Annotated in this window: 19 protein-coding genes and 1 tRNA gene; 10 read left to right on the top strand and 10 right to left on the bottom strand. The window is 68.5% G+C overall.

Annotated elements, in window-relative coordinates:
- Positions 1-9: 9 nt before the first annotated feature.
- Positions 10-1,365 carry a hypothetical protein gene (locus LI336_RS03120; RefSeq protein ID WP_227131162.1) on the bottom strand — a complete coding sequence of 452 codons (1,356 nt, stop codon included), beginning with the start codon at positions 1,363-1,365 and terminating at the stop codon, positions 10-12.
- A 172-nt stretch (positions 1,366-1,537) separates the two neighbouring features.
- Here LI336_RS03120 and LI336_RS03115 point away from each other — a divergent pair, with 172 nt between their 5' ends.
- From LI336_RS03115 to LI336_RS03105, 3 genes are all read left to right on the top strand, one after another.
- Positions 1,538-1,948: a universal stress protein gene (locus LI336_RS03115; RefSeq protein WP_227131161.1), complete on the top strand. Its 411-nt coding sequence runs from the start codon at positions 1,538-1,540 to the stop codon at positions 1,946-1,948.
- Between the two features lie 143 nt (positions 1,949-2,091).
- Positions 2,092-2,763, top strand: coding sequence for a class II aldolase/adducin family protein (locus LI336_RS03110; RefSeq protein WP_227131160.1), 672 nt, complete (start codon positions 2,092-2,094; stop codon positions 2,761-2,763).
- Between the two features lie 64 nt (positions 2,764-2,827).
- Positions 2,828-3,367, top strand: coding sequence for an NUDIX hydrolase (locus LI336_RS03105; RefSeq protein WP_227131159.1), 540 nt, complete (start codon positions 2,828-2,830; stop codon positions 3,365-3,367).
- Between the two features lie 75 nt (positions 3,368-3,442).
- On the opposite strand, the gene LI336_RS03100 is transcribed toward LI336_RS03105, so the two are convergent.
- Positions 3,443-4,456 carry a mechanosensitive ion channel family protein gene (locus LI336_RS03100; RefSeq protein ID WP_438267261.1) on the bottom strand — a complete coding sequence of 338 codons (1,014 nt, stop codon included), beginning with the start codon at positions 4,454-4,456 and terminating at the stop codon, positions 3,443-3,445.
- A gap of 86 nt (positions 4,457-4,542) precedes the next feature.
- Between LI336_RS03100 and LI336_RS03095 the strand changes: the two genes are divergently transcribed.
- A complete protein-coding gene (locus LI336_RS03095; protein WP_227131158.1) occupies positions 4,543-5,286 on the top strand; it encodes a proteasome assembly chaperone family protein in 744 nt (247 codons plus the stop codon).
- Positions 5,287-5,366: 80 nt separating this feature from the next.
- Here the strand turns inward: LI336_RS03095 and LI336_RS03090 are convergent, their stop codons facing one another.
- Complete coding sequence (locus LI336_RS03090) at positions 5,367-5,837, bottom strand: DUF5793 family protein (protein WP_227131157.1); 471 nt, start codon at positions 5,835-5,837, stop codon at positions 5,367-5,369.
- Positions 5,838-5,997: 160 nt separating this feature from the next.
- On the opposite strand from LI336_RS03090, the gene LI336_RS03085 reads away from it, so the two are divergent.
- From LI336_RS03085 to LI336_RS03065, 5 genes are all read left to right on the top strand, one after another.
- Positions 5,998-6,564: a DUF7549 family protein gene (locus LI336_RS03085; RefSeq protein ID WP_227131156.1), complete on the top strand. Its 567-nt coding sequence runs from the start codon at positions 5,998-6,000 to the stop codon at positions 6,562-6,564.
- Between the two features lie 138 nt (positions 6,565-6,702).
- The gene (locus LI336_RS03080) at positions 6,703-8,433 is read left to right on the top strand and encodes a type II/IV secretion system ATPase subunit (RefSeq protein WP_368408338.1); all 1,731 of its coding nucleotides are present in this window, start codon (positions 6,703-6,705) and stop codon (positions 8,431-8,433) included.
- Positions 8,434-8,436: 3 nt separating this feature from the next.
- Positions 8,437-10,560 carry a type II secretion system F family protein gene (locus LI336_RS03075; protein WP_227131155.1) on the top strand — a complete coding sequence of 708 codons (2,124 nt, stop codon included), beginning with the start codon at positions 8,437-8,439 and terminating at the stop codon, positions 10,558-10,560.
- A gap of 61 nt (positions 10,561-10,621) precedes the next feature.
- A complete protein-coding gene (locus LI336_RS03070) occupies positions 10,622-11,290 on the top strand; it encodes a class I SAM-dependent methyltransferase (RefSeq protein WP_227131154.1) in 669 nt (222 codons plus the stop codon).
- 208 nt (positions 11,291-11,498) lie between these two features.
- Positions 11,499-11,569: transfer RNA gene (locus LI336_RS03065), tRNA-Gly, on the top strand.
- A 262-nt stretch (positions 11,570-11,831) separates the two neighbouring features.
- Here LI336_RS03065 and LI336_RS03060 read toward each other — a convergent pair.
- The 5 genes from LI336_RS03060 to LI336_RS03040 form a co-directional block, all read right to left on the bottom strand.
- Positions 11,832-12,191 (bottom strand): hypothetical protein, encoded by a 360-nt coding sequence (locus tag LI336_RS03060; protein ID WP_227131153.1) that lies wholly within the window; start codon positions 12,189-12,191, stop codon positions 11,832-11,834.
- Between the two features lie 83 nt (positions 12,192-12,274).
- Positions 12,275-13,087 (bottom strand): alpha/beta fold hydrolase, encoded by an 813-nt coding sequence (locus tag LI336_RS03055; protein ID WP_227131150.1) that lies wholly within the window; start codon positions 13,085-13,087, stop codon positions 12,275-12,277.
- Positions 13,088-13,324: 237 nt separating this feature from the next.
- Positions 13,325-14,074 carry a class I SAM-dependent methyltransferase gene (locus LI336_RS03050; protein ID WP_227131149.1) on the bottom strand — a complete coding sequence of 250 codons (750 nt, stop codon included), beginning with the start codon at positions 14,072-14,074 and terminating at the stop codon, positions 13,325-13,327.
- Positions 14,075-14,317: 243 nt separating this feature from the next.
- A complete protein-coding gene (locus LI336_RS03045; protein WP_227131148.1) occupies positions 14,318-15,433 on the bottom strand; it encodes a DNA-methyltransferase in 1,116 nt (371 codons plus the stop codon).
- A gap of 91 nt (positions 15,434-15,524) precedes the next feature.
- The gene (locus LI336_RS03040; protein ID WP_227131147.1) at positions 15,525-16,106 is read right to left on the bottom strand and encodes a GNAT family N-acetyltransferase; all 582 of its coding nucleotides are present in this window, start codon (positions 16,104-16,106) and stop codon (positions 15,525-15,527) included.
- Positions 16,107-16,215: 109 nt separating this feature from the next.
- Here LI336_RS03040 and LI336_RS03035 point away from each other — a divergent pair, with 109 nt between their 5' ends.
- A complete protein-coding gene (locus LI336_RS03035) occupies positions 16,216-16,863 on the top strand; it encodes a GNAT family N-acetyltransferase (RefSeq protein WP_227131146.1) in 648 nt (215 codons plus the stop codon).
- Positions 16,864-16,897: 34 nt separating this feature from the next.
- On the opposite strand, the gene LI336_RS03030 is transcribed toward LI336_RS03035, so the two are convergent.
- Positions 16,898-18,409, bottom strand: a complete 1,512-nt coding sequence (locus LI336_RS03030; RefSeq protein WP_227131145.1) for an RtcB family protein — start codon at positions 18,407-18,409, stop codon at positions 16,898-16,900.
- A 38-nt stretch (positions 18,410-18,447) separates the two neighbouring features.
- Complete coding sequence (locus LI336_RS03025) at positions 18,448-19,542, bottom strand: DoxX family membrane protein (protein WP_227131144.1); 1,095 nt, start codon at positions 19,540-19,542, stop codon at positions 18,448-18,450.
- Positions 19,543-19,594 lie beyond the last annotated feature (52 nt).

The raw sequence follows: 19,594 nt of genomic DNA, 5'->3' as shown, positions 1-19,594 counted from the left end.
CTCGCTGGGTCAGGGCCGGTTGACGAACTGCTGGTAGACGTCGGGGTGGTGTTCGAGTTTGGCGCGGCCGACGAGCGCGTAGAGGTAGGCGTCGAGGCGTTCCTTCCAGGCGGTCCAGTCGCCGTCGGTGTGGTCGAGGTCGACGGTGGCGACCTGGAGGTCTTCGATGGCGCGGGCGGCCTGCCGTGTGAGGAGTGGGTCGGGGTCGTCCCCGATGACGTCCTGGTAGGTGTCGCGGGCGCGGCGTTTCTCGGCGAGGACGTGCCCGGAGTCGAAGTCGGTGGTGGATTCGTCGACGACGAGGTGGTCGATTGCGAAGCCGTGCGCGCGGTGGTCGACGACGCCCTGGGCGAGGCCGACGGCGATGAGGGCGCGAGCGTCGGTGTCGACCTCGGTCGTCCAGGGGGAGACGTATGGTGCGTCGTAACACCAGCGGGCGAGTCGCGAGTGCGCGAACTCGTCGGGGCCGTAGTCGTCGGTGCTCCTGACGTCGTGGCGTTCGATGACCGTCTCGCGGTCGGGGGCGTCCGCGAGTTCGCTGCGGAGGGCCTCGATGACGTCGTCGAGGTGGCTCTCGTAGGGCGCGGCGTCGTCGCCGAGGCGCTCGGTCAGGTGGTCGTGGAAGCGTTCGGCGTTCGAGACGGCGACGTCGCCGAGGACGACGCCCTCGGTGAGGTCGCCGACGTCCCGGGGGTCGAACTTCCCGCGGGGCGGGCCGTCGTCGTCGTCGACGCCGTTCGCGGTCGCGTCGACGCTCCCCCAGGTCGCCTGGCCGGCGCCGCGGACCGCGTCCTGCTCGATGCGGCGGTACCACGCGAGGTCGGTCCCCGGGTCGCCGACGCGGTACGGTGATAAGGCGTCCACGACAGCGGTCGCGCGGTCGCGGACGTCGATGGCGCGTTCGGCGAGCGCCTGGAGGTCGGCGTCCCCTTGCTTCGCTCTCGCGCGGCCGAGGTCGTTCGCGGCGAACTGGAGGCCGTACGTCGCGTCGAACAGCGCCTCGTGGTAGTTCCCCGATTCGAGTGCCGAGCGGGCGTCCTCGAGCCAGCCGCTCCCGCCGGACCCGAACCGGTCCTCGTCGATCCGCGTCCAGCGTTCGTCGGCGCGCTCGTGGGTCGTCGCGAGCGTCTCGACGACGTTCCGTGCGTGCGCCTCGGTGACCGTCGGCCGCCAGTGTTCGGTGACCTCCGGTGGCGTCGGATAGTGCTTCGTCGCCTCGTCGGTCAGGACGTCCGGGAGCGCGGTCGGCGCGGTCGCCCCGACCGCTATCGAGCCGAGCGTGCCGAGGGCGACGACACCGCCGACGCCGGCGAGCACGCGGCGGCGCGACAGCTCGGAGAGGGAGAGCGTGGAGTCGGAGGGCATGTCGTCCTGAGCTACCTGACAGTTCGTAATAAGTCTCGTGTCTGGGTGCGTGCAGCTGTCACGTCGCCCCCCGAAACGGCGGCCGCGAGCCGCGTCGCGAGGTGTCGGCCCGAGCTGGCCGCGGGCGTCGAGTCCTAACGTTTAGGTCCGTCGACGCGCTCTGTTCCGCTAGATGACGCGCGTTCTGGTCCCAGTCCGGTACCCGCTCTCCTCGCACTCGAAGCGGACGCTCGCGGCCGCGGTCGACATCGCCAACGAGCGAGACGCCGCCCTCACCGTCCTCCACGTGAACCTCTACCAGGACGGTGGGCGGGTCACGCGCTCGGACCTGAAGGCCGCGGCCGAGCGCGCCGTCGACGTCGACGTCCACACGCGCTACGTCGTCCGGAAGGGATTCCTCGTCGAGGAGACGATCCTCGACGAAGCCGCCGCCGAGGCAGCCGACGTCGTCGTCATCGGGACGAAGCAAGCGGGCCGCTGGCGGCGGATGCTCCGACGACTGTTCGACGACCCCGACGTCGACGCGTACCTCCGCGAGCACCTCGACTGCGAGGTCGTGACCGTCTCCGCCACCGAGAACTGACGCCCGTTCGCGACCGTCACTGCCCAGTACGCCGGTTCGCGGCCGGCACCGCCCACGACGCAGTCGGTCGGTTCGCCTCGATGCGTTCGGTCGCAGTGACACGCGGGGGAAGCGTTAACGTACCGGCGGTCGAACCGCCGCGCGTGACCACACGACGGGACCTCGTGCGAGCGAGTCGAGCCCTCTCCCATACCGGCATCCTGGACGCGTTCGGGCACGTCTCGGCGCGTGACGGCGACATGGTCGTGCTGCCGCCCGCGGTCCCGCCCGGGCGCGCGGAGCGCGACGACCTCCTCGAGATGGACGTGGCGGGCCGCATCGTCCGCGGCGACGGCCGCCCGCACGACGAGCACGCACTCCACCGTCGCATCTACGCCGCTCGCGACGACGTCGGCGCCGTCGTCCACCATCACGCACCGGCCGTCCTCCCGTTCGTCACCGCCGGCGCGGACATCCGGCCGGTGAGTCGTCTCGGCGCGCCGTTCGAGGACCCGATACCGGTCTTCGACGACTTCGACGACGCCCACGGGCATCTCGTCACCGGCGACGCGGAAGCGGACCGGCTCGCGGCGACGCTCGGTGACGGACTCGGCGTCGTCCTCGCCGGGAACGGCGCGGTCGTCGTCGGCGAGACCGTCCGCGAAGCGACGGTCTTCACGTGGTACATGGCGGCGAACGCGGAGACGCAGTACCGCGCCTCACACCTCGGCGACCCCGACCCTGTCGGCGACGAGGATTCGCTGGCGGCGACCGCGGCGACGCTCACGAACGCCATCGCCGTCGACCGCGTCTGGTCGTACCTCACCGGCGGTTGACTGGCCCTCGACCCCGACCCGCGAGTTCGACCGTTTGAATACCAACGACTCCTGAACCCCGGATATGGATGGCTTCGAGGGGTACGCCGACGTCGTCGATCCGCGCGAGCGATACGCGGACCTCGTCGAGGACGCCGGCGAGGACGTTCGCGACCCCGAGCGGTACGTCGAGGACCGCGAACTGGAGGCGTTCCGCTCGGGGTGGGTGGCGGTCGGCGTGGTGCTCGACGACCGCGACCGCGTCCTCTGCATCCGGCAGGGCGACGACGAGCGGTGGCTGCTCCCCGGCGGGACGCTCCAGCGCGGCGAGTCCCTCGACGGTGGACTCGTTCGCGAGGTCCGCGAGGAGACCGGCGTCGACGTGGACCCGGTGCGGCCGCGCGCAGTCGGCGCGAGCCGCATCGTGAACGCCGACGACAGCGACGAGTGGACGGGCTTCCACGTCGTGCTCTACGAGGCTCGCGCCACGGACACCACCCTCGGCGACGACCTCGGCGTCGACGACGAGGACATCGTCGACGTCGCGTGGTTCCAGGACCTCCCCGAGCAGGTCTTCAATCCGGACCTCACGCGACCGGCCGTCAGAGCAGCGAGAACGGAGTGACCGCCGCGACCGGTCGTCGTCGAGGGAGCGTCCGATGCAGGGAAGCCGTGCTGGTGTGGACCCGCCGCGAGGAGGTCACCGGTTGCGGTCGTCCGGAGGTCCGTCGGCGGGGAAGCGCCGGTCGTCCCGCGGTCGGTCGCGGTTCGCGACGTTGAGTTCGCCGCTCGTCTCGTCGAACACGACGTGACTGTGCGGGTACGCGATCTCGACGTCCGCGTCCGCGAGCGCCGACCAGACGTTCGTCTGGACCTTCGAACGTACGGTCAGGAGCTTGTACGGTTGCTTCGCCCAGTACCGGAGTGTGAGCTGGACGCCGTGGTCGCCGAACTCGTCGATGTAGCACGTCGGCGCCGCGGGGTACCGTGCACTCCCGATGCGGATGTCCGGGCCGCCCGTGATGACCTCGTCGACGTCGCGCGCCGACGACTCCATGATGTCGCGGGCCTCGTCGAGGTCGCCCTCGTAGGTCACGCCGACCGTGAGCTCCAGCCGCGTGCGTTCGTCCTCCGCGGAGTAGTTGATGACGTCGCGGTCGCGGATGGAGTCGTTCGAGATGACGATGAACGTGTTGTCGAGCGTGAACATCTTCGTGTAGCGGATCGTGATGTCCTCGACGAACCCCCTCTGCCCGCGGTCCGCGAGCTCGATCATGTCACCGATCTCGTAGGGCTGGTCGGCGAGCACGAAGAACCCGTTGATGATACTGCCGACGATTGGTGCGAGCACGATACCGAGCACCGCGGAGAACACCGTCACCGAGAGGAGGATGTCGCCCGCCTGGAACCCGACGAGGCTCGCGGCGACCCCGACCCCCAGGAGCACCACGCCGAGTTGCACGAGTCGAAGTACCGTCCGCGTGACGCTCGGCCGCTTGATCCGGCGCGCGACCGTTCGACCCGCGAGGCGCACCGCCAGCTTCGACGCGGTCCACGTCACGGCGAGCACGACGAGCGCGAGCACCCAGCCGATGACCTCCGGGGGCAACCATGCGGGGAGCTCCACGCCGAACCAGTCCGACAGCGTCCTCCCGGCGGTCGCCCCGCTCCCACCGCCCGCGGTCTCGGTCCCCGTCTGCTGCCCGATAGTCACGTCACAGCCGTCTCACCCACCCCCGATAAAACGCACGGCGTCGCCGTCGGGCAAAGAACGAAGCCCACCGGCCACCAAGCACTACTATGGTACGTGACAGCACACCGCGATTCGAGGTCTGTGATCAGGGTGCGGACGTCGACCACGTCATCTCGGGGTTCGCCGCGTACGGCCTCGCCGGGCTCACGGCCGTCGATTACCTCCGAGAGCGACTCGAACTCGAGGCCTGTGGGTACGTCACCACGGACGCTCTCCCGACCATCACGCCGTTCGAGGACGGACGCCCGCACCACCACACGCGCATCCTGACCCGAGACGACCTCGACCTCGCCGTCCTCCACGGTGGCCTGTTCGTCCCGAACTCGGTAGCGAAACCGTTCACCGACGCGATACTCGACTGGACCGAGTCCGCGAGCGTCGACGAGGTCGCCGTCCTGAGCGGTGTGCCGATACCGCACGGCCCCGACGACCACCGGACGTTCCACGTGTCGACGCGTGACTACTTCCACGCTCGCGTCGCGGACGCGGACCCGGCGCTCGACGGGATGGGGAACGGTTTCCTCGACGGTGTCGACGCCGCGCTCGTCGAACGCGGGATGGTGAGCGACCTCGCCGTCGGCGTCTTCCTCACGCCAGTCCACGACCGCGTCCCGGACGTCGACGCCGCGATCAGACTCGTCGACACCATCACGCGCCTCTACGACCTCGACGTCGACACCGGGCCGCTGGAGGCGTTCGCCGCGGACGTCGCAGCGTACTACGAGCGCCTCCACGAGCGCCTCGAAGCCATCCCGGACGACGAACGCCCCGAGGACCGGATGTTCAACTGAGCTACGACTCCGCCCCGGCGTCGTCGACTGCGAAGAAACGACGGACTACGCGGACGGACAGAGACCGCGGATCCCTTGGCCTACAGTTCCACGCCGCTCGGGATGAGCGAGTGATTCCGCAGCAGGTTCCCCGCGTTGTCGTACACGAGGAACGTCGACTTCTCGTAGGACACGAAGTCCTCGCCGCCGAGCGCGATGTCGACGCGGTACTCGCCGTCGTCCCCGGCCTGCTCGCCGTACCGGCGCGCGGCCGTGATGAACGTCCCGACGTCCTCCGCGTCCTCGTTCAGTTCCAGCACGAAGTCCCCGGTCAAGCGGTTCGTGACGCTCACCACGCCGACGGCGTCGTCGTCGCCGACGTCGTCCTTGTACCGGAACGCGACGTCCGTCTCCTCGGCCGGAAGCGGATTCCCGTCCGGGTCTGTGAGGCGCTCCTCGAGCGTCGCTACGGGGCCCTCGAAATCGATCGATACCGTCGGCTTGGAGGGCTCACCGTCGTCGTCCACCCAGTCGACGTTGCTCACGTCCAGCGTGAAGTAGTCGCGCCTCATTCCACGAACGGCCTTTAGGTATCCCCCCGTATGAACGTAACGCCCGCCGCCGACCCGGCCGGTACCGGAACCTGACGGCTCCGGTCGCACGACCGCGGCTTCGCTCGCGGGAGTCGCGGGTATCCGATACGCTTTACTCGCCGCCCCGACGCGTGTGGGTATGGTCTGGGTGAAGTCGGAGTACGCCGAGGAACTCGCGGTCCTCGTGACGTGGCTGTCGGCGCTCGTCCCGTGGTCTATCTCCTACGGGTCGTTCGCGGTCACGTCCGGACAGGACCTCACGCTCGTCATCCTCCGGTTCCCGTTCGTCGGCATTCGCTACCAGCTAGGGGTACAGATTCTCGGTGGGACGTCCGTGAAGACACCGCTCCAGTTCCGCCAGGAGGTCGTGAACGCCGGCGGCGGCGCGCTCTCGCAGGTCCCGGGATACGACCTCTGGCTCGTCGGGGTCGCGTTGCTCGCCGTCGCGGTCGTCGTATCGCTCCTGATGTACTTCGAGGTCGACGCCGCACTCGACGCCATCCCCACGGACCCGGTCCGGGTCCTCGGCGCGCTCCTCCTCGGCGTCGCCGTCGTCCTCCTCGGGTCGACGTACGTGCTGTTCACGACCCAGGCGGCGCTGTTCGTGCCGTTCGGGGTGTTCCTCCAGCTCGCGTTCGGCATCATCCTCCTCCGAGTCGACCGGACCGACGTCGACGGCCCGGACGCGAACGCCGACTCCGCCTGATGCGACGCCGATTTCGTTTGCCGTGAACCCATAGCCAGAAACGGGTTCGATAGCAATCATCTCCTACCCACATGGCCGCCTGATTTAAGTCGACGCTCCACTTATGACCCGAAAACCGGCGGTTCCTGCTCTTCGACGATGTCCGGACACCCACACGAACGACGCGACGACGCCCCTTCCCACGAACGGATCCAGTCAGCGGACGCCACGTCACCGGAGTCACGACTCGCGGGACTCAAGCGTCGCGTCGTCCGGACCGTCCAGATGCTGCGCGGGACCACCATCGATCACTCGCGGTACGACCCCGCCGAACACGGTCGGCTCGTGAACTTCGACGGGCTCGACGACTACGAGGAGGTGAACCGGTACTGGGTGAACCCGCCGTTCGCGTTCGTCTCCATCAATCACAACGAGAGCGCGAACGAGCACCTCTACTACGTCGTCGAACCGGAACTCGACGAGTACGAGCACGCGCTCCTCGAGACGCTGTTCGAGGACGTCCGCGACCCGCTCGTGTACCGACGCGACATCGAGATGAACGACACCGAGGTCGTGCTCGACGAAGCGCTCCACGAGCACCTGGAACGGTACGGCGCGGACGTCGACATGACGACGTACTACAAGCTCTACTACTACCTCTGGCGCGCGTTCAGGGGGTACGGGAAGCTCGACCCCGTGATGCACGACCCGCACGTCGAGGACATCTCGTGTGACGGCTACGACCTCCCGCTGTTCGTGTACCACGACGAGTACACGGACATCGAGACGAACGTCCAGTTCGACCAGGAGTCCCTCGACAACTTCGTCGTCCGGCTCGCCCAGCACTCCGGCCGCCACATCAGTATCGGCGACCCGATGGTCGAGACCACGCTCCCGGACGGCTCGCGCGCCGAACTCGCACTCGGCGAGGAGGTCACTCCCAGGGGGTCCGCGTTCACCATCCGGAAGTACGCCGACGAGCCGTTCACGCCCATCGACCTCCTCGATTACGGGACGTTCAACATCGACCAGATGGCGTACCTGTGGCTCGCCATCGAGCACAACAAGAGCCTCATCTTCGCCGGCGGGACCGCGTCCGGGAAGACGACGTCGATGAACGCCATCTCGATGTTCATCCCACCGCGATCGAAGGTCCTCAGCATCGAGGACACGCGCGAACTCTCCTTGTACCACGACAACTGGCTGTCGAGCATCACCAGAGAGCGCCTCCACGAAGGCACGGACGTCACGATGTACGACCTCCTGCGCTCCGCGCTCCGGCATCGCCCCGAGTACATCATCGTCGGCGAGGTCCGCGGGGAGGAAGCCATCACGCTCTTCCAGGCGATGAACACCGGGCACACGACGTACTCGACGATGCACGCCGACTCCGTCCGCACCGTCATCAATCGCCTGGAGAACGAACCGATCAACGTCCCGCGGTCGATGGTCCAATCGCTCGACATCCTCTGCGTGCAGACGCTCACGCGGATGGACGACGAGCGCGTCCGCCGGAACAAGACCATCGCGGAGATAGAAGGCATCGACCAGCGGACGGGCGAGCTCGACTACTCGACGGCGTTCACGTGGTCGCCCGACGACGACCAGTTCTCGTCGTCGGGGAGCTCGCTCCTGGACGAGATCCGCGAGGACCGCGGCTGGAACCAGGAGGAACTCCTCACCGAACTCCGGAACCGCCGGCGGTTCCTCGAGTACCTCTGGGAGCGCGACATCACGGACTACCGGCGGTTCACCGCGCTCATCAACGAGTACTACGCCGACCCCGAGCGCGCGCTCGACCGCATCGAGGACGTCGTCGGGTCGACGGACGCCGCGGACGAGGAGGACAGTGACGACGGACTGGACGTGACCCTCGCCGAGGGCGACTGACGCATGTCGTGGGCGAACTGGCTCCCGCTCGCGCTCGCCATCGCGCTCGCGCTCCCCGTCGCGCTCGCGCCGTACTCGGCGTACGCGAACCGCATCGTCAGTCGCTTCGCGCTCGTCGGGTTCGGGACGTACGTCGAACGCATCGACCGGAAGAAGACCCAGCGCAAGAACACGCTACGCGCCGCGCACCTGTCGACGACGTACCGCATCTACGCCGCGAAGACCATCTTCTACGCGACCGTGATGGCGGTCGTCGGGTCGCTGTCGGGGATGTACTTCATCTGGGGGTCCTTCGCCGTCCTCGCCATCGACCAGGAGACCATCACGAGCACGCTCCCCCGGCAACTGCACGTCCTCGCGGACTTCACGGGCCTGCCGTCGTTGACGATCTACGAACTGTTCGTGTTGATGCTCGTGACGAGCGCGACCGTCGGGATCGTCTTCGGCGGGTTGACGTACTGGCTGCGGTGGTGGTATCCGTCGTACAAGGCCGACGAGCGCGCGCGCCGCATCGAGGCGTCGCTCCCGCGAACCATCGCGTTCGTGTACGCGCTCAGTCGCTCCGGGATGGAGTTCCCGAAGGTGATGCGCATCCTCGCGGACAACAAGGCGGTGTACGGGGACGCGGCCGACGAGGTGAACGTCGCGGTCCGGAACATGGACATGTTCGGACAGGACATGATATCGGCCATCCACACGATGGCACATCGGACGCCGAGCGGCCAGTTCAAGGAGTTCTCGGAGAACCTCGCGAGCGTCCTCCAGTCCGGCCGGTCGTTGTCGTCGTTCCTCCAGCAGCAGTACCAGGATTACCAGGAGGAGGCCGAGAGCCAGCAGGAGAAGTTACTCGACCTGCTCGCGACGCTCGCGGAGGTGTACGTCACCGGCCTGGTCGCAGGACCACTCTTCCTCATCACGATACTGGTCGTCATCGGTATCGCGGTCGGTGACACCCTCGAGCCCCTGCAGGTGCTCGTGTACGTCATCGTCCCGAGCGCGAACCTCCTGTTCATCATCTACCTGTCGTCGGCGACGGACACCATCAGTCAGATACAGCGCATCGACGACATCGACGACCCCATCGAGACGATGACTGACGTGCGGCGCGCGAAGGACACGCGAACCGACGGCGGCGTCGAGGCAGGGCGCGAGCGCGATTCGCAGGCGGGCATGGAACGCTTGCTCCTGTATCGTCGGTTCCGCTGGCTCGGCCGCAAGCTCGGGAATCCCGGCCGAACGGTCATCGAACGACCGACGGCGTTGTTCTGGGCGACCGTCCCCATCGTGCTCGTGGTGACCGCGATCCGGTTCCCGCAGACGCTCGTGGACGGACAGGTCTCGATCCGCGCGTTCGACGACCTGCTCGTGCAGGGGACGCTGTTCGTCGTCGGGACGTTCGCCATCGCGTTCGAGGTGCATCGACGTCGCCTGGAGGCGATCGAGTCCGCGGTCCCGGACCTCATGGATCGCCTGGCGAGCGTGAACGAGGCAGGGATGACCGTCGTGCAGTCCATCGAGCGCGTCCAACGCAGCGAACTCGGGGCGCTCGACCCGGAGATAGAGCGCGTGTGGCGCGACATCGAGTGGGGCGCGGACGTCGAGACCGCGCTGAAGCGCTTCGAGGCGCGCCTCCGCACACAGATAATCTCCCGGGTCGTCACGCTGACGACGAAGGCGATGAACGCGAGCGGCGACCTGTCGACGGTGCTGCGTATCGCGGGGTCGCAAGCGAAGGCGGACCGGCGACTGAAGCAACGCCGGAAGCAGGAGATGTTGACGTACATGGTCGTCGTGTACGTGTCGTTCTTCGTGTTCCTGTTCATCATCGGCGTGCTGTCGACGGTCCTCATCCCGAACCTCCCCGACGGCGGGACGGGCGCGGCGTTGAACGGGACGGGGAGTGGCGCTGGGGCTGGGGGCGCTGGCGTGGGTGCCGTCGGCGGTATCGGTGGTGGCGGCGTGAACACGGAGGCGTACACGCTGCTTTTCTTCCACTCGACGCTCGTCCAGGGACTGCTCTCGGGGCTCATCGCGGGCCAGCTGTCGACGGGCGACATCCGCGGTGGCGCGAAGCACGCGGCGGTCCTGCTCGCCATCGCGTACGGCGTCTTCCTCCTCTTCATCTGACCCGCGGGGGTCGGTCGGCGGAACCGCGGGCGTTATTGGTGTCGTGGCCGGAGCGAGTGACATGGACCGGTCTCGCGAACGAACCCGCGACGTCTACGACCGCATCGCGGCGCACTTCTCGTCGACGCGCGAGTACCCGTGGCCGGAGGTGGAGTCGTTCCTCGCGGACCGCGAGGGCGCTCTCGGCCTGGACGTCGGTTGCGGGAACGGCCGGCACGCGGAGGAACTCGTCGACGCGTGCGACCGCGTCGTGGGCGTGGACGCGAGCCGGGGTCTCCTCGAGACGGCCGAGGAGCGAGCGACCGAGCGGGCGTACGAGGCATCGGTCGCGTTCGTCCAGGGGGATGCCTCTCGACTCCCGGTCTCGACCGACAGCGTGGACCTCGCGGTGTACGTCGCGACGCTACATCACCTGCCGGACCGCGAGCGTCGCGTCCGGAGCCTCGACGAACTCGGGCGCGTCCTCTCACCGGACGGCGCGGCGCTCGTGAGCGCGTGGTCGACGGCACACGACACGTTCGAGGCGGCGAGCGCGGACGACGACGTCGGGTTCGACACGACCGTCGACTGGACGCTCCCCGGCGGCGAAACGGTCCCGCGGTTCTACCACGTCTACTCGCCCGCGGAGTTCGAACGCGACCTCGCGGGGAGCGCACTCACCGTCGAGGAGCCGTTCCAATCCAGCGGAAATTGTTACTCTATCGTCAGGTCCGAACGGAAAACATCTTAAGGCCTCACTACGAAGCACTCTGTGCGCACACCCGTTGGTGTGGGACCTACGCGTCTCGGGGGCCCTCGCGCACGGCTCCCGAGGCACAGCGCACCACGCGCTGTCTCCAATCGTAACCATCAAATGCGAGCGACGGCTCCGTCGAAACGAGTGCCGGCGCGCCGGTCGACGACACCGTCGTCTTCGAACACGGCGAGCCAGGCCACGCGCACCGGTGGTCTAATGGTAAGACCTTGGCCTTCCAAGCCAATGATCCGGGTTCGATTCCCGGCTGGTGCACTTCTCCAGCACACTCCGAGCGAGGAGCGGTAGCGACGAGCGAGGCGTGCTGGAGAAGTGCGGAACGCGGTGAATCGAAGCCTACCAGTCGCGCGCAGCGACCCCAGTGAGCGAGCACGTCTGGTTTCGGTTCGATTCCCGGCTGGTGCACTCCCTTCGGTCGTACACCAGCCGACGTTCACCTCGCGTTGCCCGGTGAACTCCCGGCTGGTGCGCTTCTCGCTGGCCGTGTCGACGAGTCAGAGGCGTGTCGACGCGGTGGTCAGATCGTGCCGGGGACGTACGTCATGATGACGCTCTCGTACGGTTTGCTCGTCGACTTGCTCTGGACGGCTTCGTCGTCCGCGTAGAACGTCGCTTCGAGCGGGACGTTCTGTTGGGGGCCTTTCTTGATGGTGACGCGGAGGTTGCCCGGGAACGGGTGGGACCATTCGATGGTGTCGTCGCCCTGTCCGCCGATCTTCTCGTGGCCCCCGTCGGTGTCGATGGTGCTGCTCCAGGAGTCCTCGGTGTCGATCTCGAGCGTGACTGCGTCGGGGCGCTCGCCTTGGTCGCCGGTACAGCCGGCGATCGCGGCGAGTGCGGGCGTTGCGGTGGCTGCGAGGAGGGTGCGTCGGTGCATCGTTACAGCCCGAAACCTGTGAACGCAAGAACATGAGTGGTTCGGTCGGGCTGCGACGCGGCGAGGGGGGAGCGCGCCCGCGTTCAGTAGACGTCGGCGAGGAACTCGTGGACGGCGTCGTTGACAGGAGCGGGCCGTTCGAGGTTCACGGAGTGGCCGGCGTCCGGTATCGTGACGCGGCGGGCGTCGAGCGCGTCGGCGAGTGGCTCGGAGCGCTCGGGCTCCAGGGCGACGTCCTCTTCGCCGTGGACGACGAGCGCGGGCGCGTCGATGGCCGCGAGTTCCGCGGTGAAGTCCGGGCGATGGAGCCACGACTCGACCTCCTGGTAGACGGCTTCACCCGGATAGGTCAGCCAGCGGTCGACCCAGTCGTCGACGAGTCCGGGACGGTCCTCGTTCGTGGTCGCCCCGAACAGGATGTGCTTGATGACGTCCGCCAGCTGCTCGGGGACCGCGTCGGCCTCGCGTGCCGTCTCGATCATCTCCTCGTACCGCGCGGTCTCCTCGTCGCCGTGCGGCCCGGCTGTCGTCGAAATCAGGACGAGACCGTCGACGCGCTCGGGGTACCGCTCGGCGAACCGGAGCGCCATGAACCCGCCCATCGACATCCCGCCGAGGACGCAGGAGTCGATGCCCTTCGCGTCCATGAGCGCCGCGCAGTCGTCGGCGAGACCGTAGAGGTCGTACGCGTCGGCGTACCGGTCGGTTCGAGCGCGGAGGTCGTACGCGACCACGCGATGGTCGGCGGCGAGCGCGTCGACCTGCGGGTCGAACATCGTCCGGTCCATGAGCGTGCCGTGCGCGAGGACGACGGGCGGGCCGTCGCCGCGGTCGGTCGCGACGGTGTCCGCGCGGGTCCGGTACCGGTCGGTGCCGCGGTCGGCTGGTGGGGTCATGGGCTCGCTTCTCACCGGACCGTCTTATTCCTTGAGTGGAACGTGAGGACAGACCCGGCGAGCGCCCGATTGCGGGCGTTCTGGCGCGAACGTGGAGGGGGTGGCGTCAGCGGAGGGGCCGAGGTGGTCGTGGTCCGTCGGGCGTCAACCGGTGTGTTGCCGAGCGTCGAAGGTCGTCCGGGACCGTGGGCGAGACCGACCGCTGGTCGACGCCGGATTCGGCCGCGCTCACACGTCTCACTCGGCGTCCGACGGTTTCGGGAGCCAGACGATGGGGACGTCCTCCCACGCCCAGCGTTCTTCGGGATAGTCTGCGATCTCCCAGAAGCTCCGCGGCCAGGTGCCGACGGCGTCGTGGATGGCGTCGTAGGTCAGGGTGCTCTCGCCGTCGAGGACGAGTCGCCAGCGCCGTTCGAACTCGGCGCGGTCGAACGCGTCGGGGTCCTTGCCGTGGGCGACGGGGTCGTCGAGGATGCGCTGGAGGTGCCGCCGGTAGCCGTCGTTGACGTACCCGAGGACGAGGTGGCCGCCGGGTTCGACGGCGTCGTAGAGCGCGCGTAGCGCCGCCGCGGAGTCGGCGACGTAGCTCATCGTCCCGTAGCAGAGCACGCACTCGAACTGGCGGTCCGGGTCGAAGTCCGGGAGCGCGGCCTGTTCGAAGGTGGCGTTCCCGACGGCGTCGCGAGCTGCGCGGTCGCGGTTCTCGGCGACGATGGACGCGGCGGCGTCGTACCCGTACACCGTCGTCTCGGGGTGCTCGCGGGCGACGTGGAAGGCGACGACGCCGGGCCCGCACCCGACGTCTGCGAACGACTCGGGGACGCCCTTCGCGTCGAAGAACTGTGCGAGGAGGTCGCGGACGTGGTGCGTGCTCGGGGTGGCGGACTCGCGGTCGGTCTCGTCGGCGTCGCGCCAGAACGCGTTCCAGTCGATAGTCTCGGTGTGGCTGGCGTCGCTACCGGTCGATGGGTCTGATGTTTCTGTCATGTTGGCGTGGCAGTCGCTGGTCGGTCGGTCGTCGTACGAGGCCGTTTTCGGGGGTCGAGGTGGTCCTACGTCGGCTTCAAAGGATAGCTGGCGCTACCGGATAATATTTTTCAATTCCGTTAACAGTACTCTTCACTTACAAATTCGAAGGCAGGGTATTTATACGTTTTGGACGGATTCGACCGCTACCCCAGACGGACAATAGAGGCACTCTAACGCAGGTCTAGAAGCGTCAGTCCGGGGTCACTTCTCGGCTGGCTCGTGGGGCTCGTGGCGAACACGGTACGTACACGTCGCGACGTCACCATCAACCGCAGCTCCAGAACTGGCGTCGAGGGGCGCCTCACCACCGTCAGAACCGACTTCGTCCACACCGACCACGTCGTACAGGCGCAGCTCGCGTTCCTGTCTCGTGCGCACCGGCACGTCGTAGTGCTCGTTCTCGTACCCGAGGTCGTCACCGGCCTCGCGCGTCTCCGCGACGAACTCGCGGTGCGCTTCGAGGCGCGAGGCGTTCACGTCCCGCGACACCGCCGGCGCCTCGTTCGCGCGGTCCGCGAACGCCTCCACGAACCCCGGGTCGCGCTCCACGCCCACCGAGTTCCGACCCGCGGCCATCGCCGCCAGACTCGTCGTCCCCGTCCCCCAGAACGGGTCCAGGACCGTCTCCCCGTACACCGAGTACATACAGACCAGCCGATACGGCAGTTCGAGCGGGAACGCGCCCGAGCGCTCCCGGAGCGAGTCGTCCGCGAGCGTCTGGCGCTCCCCGCCGACGTCGGTCCACACGTCGCTGAACCACCGGTTGCGTTCCTCCCAGAAGTACGCCGACTCGTAGCGCGCGTCGTCCCCCGGCGGGTACGACCGGGACTCGCCGTTCCGGAACACGAGCACGTACTCGTGCTCTAAGGTCACGTACGCGTTCGGCGGCACCATCCCGCTCCCCATGAACTTCGCCGCCGAGTTCACCGGCTTCCGCCAGAGGACGTCCGGGAGCGGGTCGAACCCGAGGTCCGCGAACGCCTCCAGGACGCGAGCGTGATTCTGGTAGACGCGGAACCGGTCGCCGACCGACCGCGTCGCGTCGCCGACGTTCACGCACGCGATGCCGCCCGGCGCGAGCACGCGCTCGACCTCCGCCCACACGTCGCTGAGGACGTCGTGCATCCGTTCGAACGCCGCCTGGCCGTCGCCCGCGTCGAGCGCATCGCCGATAGCGGGGTCGAGCGCGGCGAACACGTCGTCCCACATCTCGATCATCGGGTACGGCGGTGACGTCACGACCAGGTCCACGCTGTCCGCGTCGAGGTCCGACAGGTCACGCGCGTCCCCGACGTGGACGCGATGCGTCGTCTCCATCACTCACCCACTCCCCACGCCACACATATAGGTGGTTCTCCACGACCGCACGCCGACGGCGGACCGCGAACCGGCGACCGCCAGCGTCGAATCACCCGTCTCGCCCACCGTCGCGTCCATAGTCGTCGCGTCCCCAGTCGTCGCGTGCGAGCCCGTAGCAGACCATGTCGCGGTGCTCGCCGTCGACGAACATGTAGTCCCGGCGGACGCCCTCGCGCTCGAACCCGAAGGACTCGAGGAGGGCGCGCGAGGCGTCGTTGCTCGCGAACGCCTCCGCGCCGATCGCGGGAGTCGGGTACTCGCGGAACGTCCAGTCGACGACGAGGCCGACGGCCTCGCGGCCGTATCCCTCGCCGTGGTACTCGCCGGCGAGCCAGTACGCGACGTTCGGCCGCTTGTATGACACCTCGCCGACGTGAACGGTACCGAGGCGTTCGACGGCGTCGCCGTCGACCCCGCCACGACCGGCGTCGTCGCCGTCGAGACACACGAGGAGGTCGTGGCCGTCGTCGTCGTCGTCGCTCGCAGCCATCGTCGTCCGGCTCGTCAACGGGTTCCCGAGCCCGTATCGGATCTCGGGGTTGGCGCGCGACCGCTGGACGAACGCGACGTCCTCCTCCTCGAGCGTCCGCAGCGTCACTCGTTCGCCGGTCGCGACCAGTGCACCAGGCATGCCCGCACCGTCAGGCGTGAGGCGAATAAGCCTTCCTCCGGGATGCCAGCGACGCACGGGTAGCGGCCGCGGCGAAAGGCACACCACGCTGGCCGACGAACGCCGACGCGTGCACTGCGAGGTCATCGGATGGCCCGAGGACGCGCCGACGCTCCGCCTGGACTACCGCGAGTTCGGGTACGCCGGGAAGTTCGCGATGTCCTCGACCGGGAAGGCCGTCTGTCACGACCACCCCGAACCGGTGGCGGACACTCACGACGACCCCGCGGCCGCGTTCGCCGGCCGGGACAGCGACGACTACGCGACCGACGTCCTCGCCGCGGTCGCGTTCAACGAGGACCGCACCGACGACGGCGTCCTCTGGCTGCGCTACGTGACCGTGCGCGCCGACCGCCGCGGCGACGGCCTCGGCCCGCGACTGCTCGCGTTCGTCCGCGACCGGGCGCTCGACCGCGGCTACGAGCGGCTCCGCATCGCCGTCAACAACCCCTACAGCTACGAGGCGCTGTACAAGACCGGGTTCGCGTACACCGGTCGCGAGACCGGCATCGCCGAACTCGTCCTCGAACACCCCGAGAGGGGCGCGCTCGACGCGGCGACCCAAGGCGACGACGTCGGCGGAGCGAGCACGGCCGACGCTGCGGCACGCTACCGCGAAGGCCTGGCGGCGTTCGCCGACCGCGACGACCTCAGCGCGAACGAACGCGAGTTCGTCGCCGAGAAACGCGAGCGCGGTCCGCCCGCGACGACGCGGTGACCTCCCCGCCCGCGTCGCTCCCCCTCGCCGGGTTCTATCCCTTGATGTTGCAGACGGGGAACGTCCGCGCGACCTTGTCGCCGATGCCGAGCGCGTCGCTGACGCGCACGACCTCGTCGACGTCCTTGTAGACGCCCGGGGCCTCCTCCGCGATGGTGGCGCCCGACTGCGCCTTCACGTAGACGTGGTCCTGCTCGCGGAGGTCCGTCTGGACGTCGCCGCCCCAGTAGTCCTGCTTCGCCTGCGTGCGACTCATCGTCCGCCCCGCACCGTGTGCAGTCGACCCGAACGTCTCGGCGAGCGAATTCTCGCCACCCCGCAGCACGTAGCTGCCCGCGCCCATGCTCCCCGGGATGATGACCGGCTGGCCGACGTCCCGATAGGCCGCCGGGAGCTCCGGGCGTCCTGCGGGGAACGCGCGCGTCGCACCCTTCCGATGCACGAACAGCTCCTTCTCCGCCCGCTCGACGGCTTCGGCGTCTCGCACTGGTCGACCCTCCGGCCCGACCCCCACCTCGTGAACCTCCTTCTTCGCGATGTTGTGTGCGACGTCGTACAGGAGCTCCATCTCCATCGCCTCCCAGTCGCGGTCGAACACGTCCTCGAACACCTGGCGCGTCCGATGCATGATGAGCTGGCGGTTCACCCACGCGAAGTTGATGCACGCACACATCGCGCCGTAGTAGTCGTCCGCGAGCTGGCTCCCCGCGGGCGCCGCCGCCAGGTCGCGGTCCGGGAGCTGGTCGACGAACCCCGAGTGGCGCTTCTCGATGTCGCGCACGTAATCCTGGCACGTCTGATGGCCGAGCCCGCGACTCCCGCAGTGGATGAGCACCACGACCTGGTCCTCGACGAGCCCGAACTCCTCGGCGACGTCCTCGCGGAACACGTCCGTCACGCGCTGGACCTCTAGGAAGTGATTCCCAGACCCGAGCGACCCGACCTGTTTCCGGCCGCGCTCCTTGGCCTCCTCGGGGACCTTCGACGGCTCCGCGTCCGGCCGCTTCCCCTCGTCCTCGCAGTGCGCGAGGTCTCCGGGGACCGCCCAGTCCTCCGCGAGCGCCCACTCCACGCCCCCCTGGAGGATGCGGTTCACGTTCGCGACCGACCCCTCGAAGATACCACCCGCGCCCAGCCCCGTCGGGACGTTCTCGAACAGCGCCTCCACGAGCTCCTCCTCGCGGCCCTGGACGTCCTCGTACCGGAGGTTAGTCTTCATCATCCTCACGCCACAATTTATATCGAATCCGACAGCTCCGGGCGAGATACAGCCGTTCTCGGCGTCGGTCGCACCGACGCCGCCGACGGGGAACCCGTACCCCTGATGGGCGTCCGGCATCGCGAGCGCGTACTTCTGGATGCCGGGGAGGTGCGTCGCGTTCTTGAGCTGCTGGAGGCTCATGTCGTCGCTGATCTCGTCGAGGAGCGTCTCGCTCGCGAGGACGCGCGCCGGCGCTCGCATCCCCTCGCTCTCGTCCTGGAGGATCTCCCAGACGTAGTCTCGGACCTTGTGGAGCGTGATGCCGTCGGCGTCGTACGTGGTCATACCCTAGCAGTCGCTCGCACCGGCGGAATAGGTTTCGTCTACGCGGCTGGGTCCTCGGCTGCGCGCTCTTCGCCTCCGGGTGCGTCCGCGTCGTCGTCGCCGAACACGGCGTCGAGCGAGTACGGGCCGGCGCCGGTTATCATGAGTGCGGACGCGAGCCCGAACAGCGAGAGGTGCGCGAGCACCGGGTCGTCGGGGAGCCCGAACAGCGTGAGCGTGAACAGCCCGAGCGAGAGCGCGGCGGTCGCGCGGGTGTAGAGGCCGACGGCGAGGACGACGCCGACCGCGACCTCGGCGAGTGCGGCGCCGACGACCCAGAGTTCGGGCGCGACGGGGACGACCGCGGTGAGGTCGTACTTCGCGACGACGGCGAGCGCGTACCCGGGGTTGAGGAGCTTCTCGACGAGCCCGAGGTAGACGAACGTCACCGCGAGCGAGAGCCTGATGGCGACGGGGACGAGCGGCGTCGCGGGGGCGACTCGTTCGCGGAAGCGCACCGCGCGGTCGTGGATGGGGTCGATGCGGCCGTACGTGCTGTCGTCGTCCGCGGCGAGGCGTTCGAGGACGTCGTCGGCGCTCGGGCGGCCGCCCCCCAGCGCGACGAGTGCGAGGAACCCGCCGACGTACTCGAACTGGAGGAGGAGTGCGGGTTCGACGGCGAGGCCGTACGCGTAGAGTGCAAGGCCGACGGCGGCGACGAAGCGCGTCGCGAGCCCGAACAACAGCAGGAACCCGAGTCCGATGAACAGGAGGCGTGCGTCGCTCTCGACGAGCGGCGTGAAGTAGTACCCGCTGAAGCCGGCGCCGACGAGCGGGATGCCGATGGCGAGCCGGAGGAGCCACGGGAGGAGGTCGCGGTAATCGGTCATCGCGTCGGCGAACAGCGCCCGGTCGCGCTCGAACGGCTGGAAACGCTCGTACGCGAGCACGCCGGCGACGGCGGCGAGCGCGCTCCCGCCGAGGATCGCGGCGTGCTCGGGGACCGCGACCGTGTTCGCGACGAACGAGACGATGGATGCGACGTCCGTGGGGTCGTCGACGACGTACCGGACGTGCGCGCTCGCCGTGCCGGCGAGCGTCGTGACCGCGAAGAGGGCCGCGAAGACTGCGGCGCGGCGCGTGGGACGCTTCATGGGCTACAGTTCGGTCCCGGTACGTAAACGCTCCACGACGGCTCTCGCGTAC

The sequence above is a fragment of the Halorubellus salinus genome (assembly GCF_020567525.1).
In the GTDB taxonomy this organism is placed as follows: Archaea; Halobacteriota; Halobacteria; order Halobacteriales; family Natrialbaceae; genus Halorubellus; species Halorubellus salinus.
Note: the sequence above shows the minus strand (reverse complement) of the source record. Positions and strands in the feature narration are given on the sequence as shown.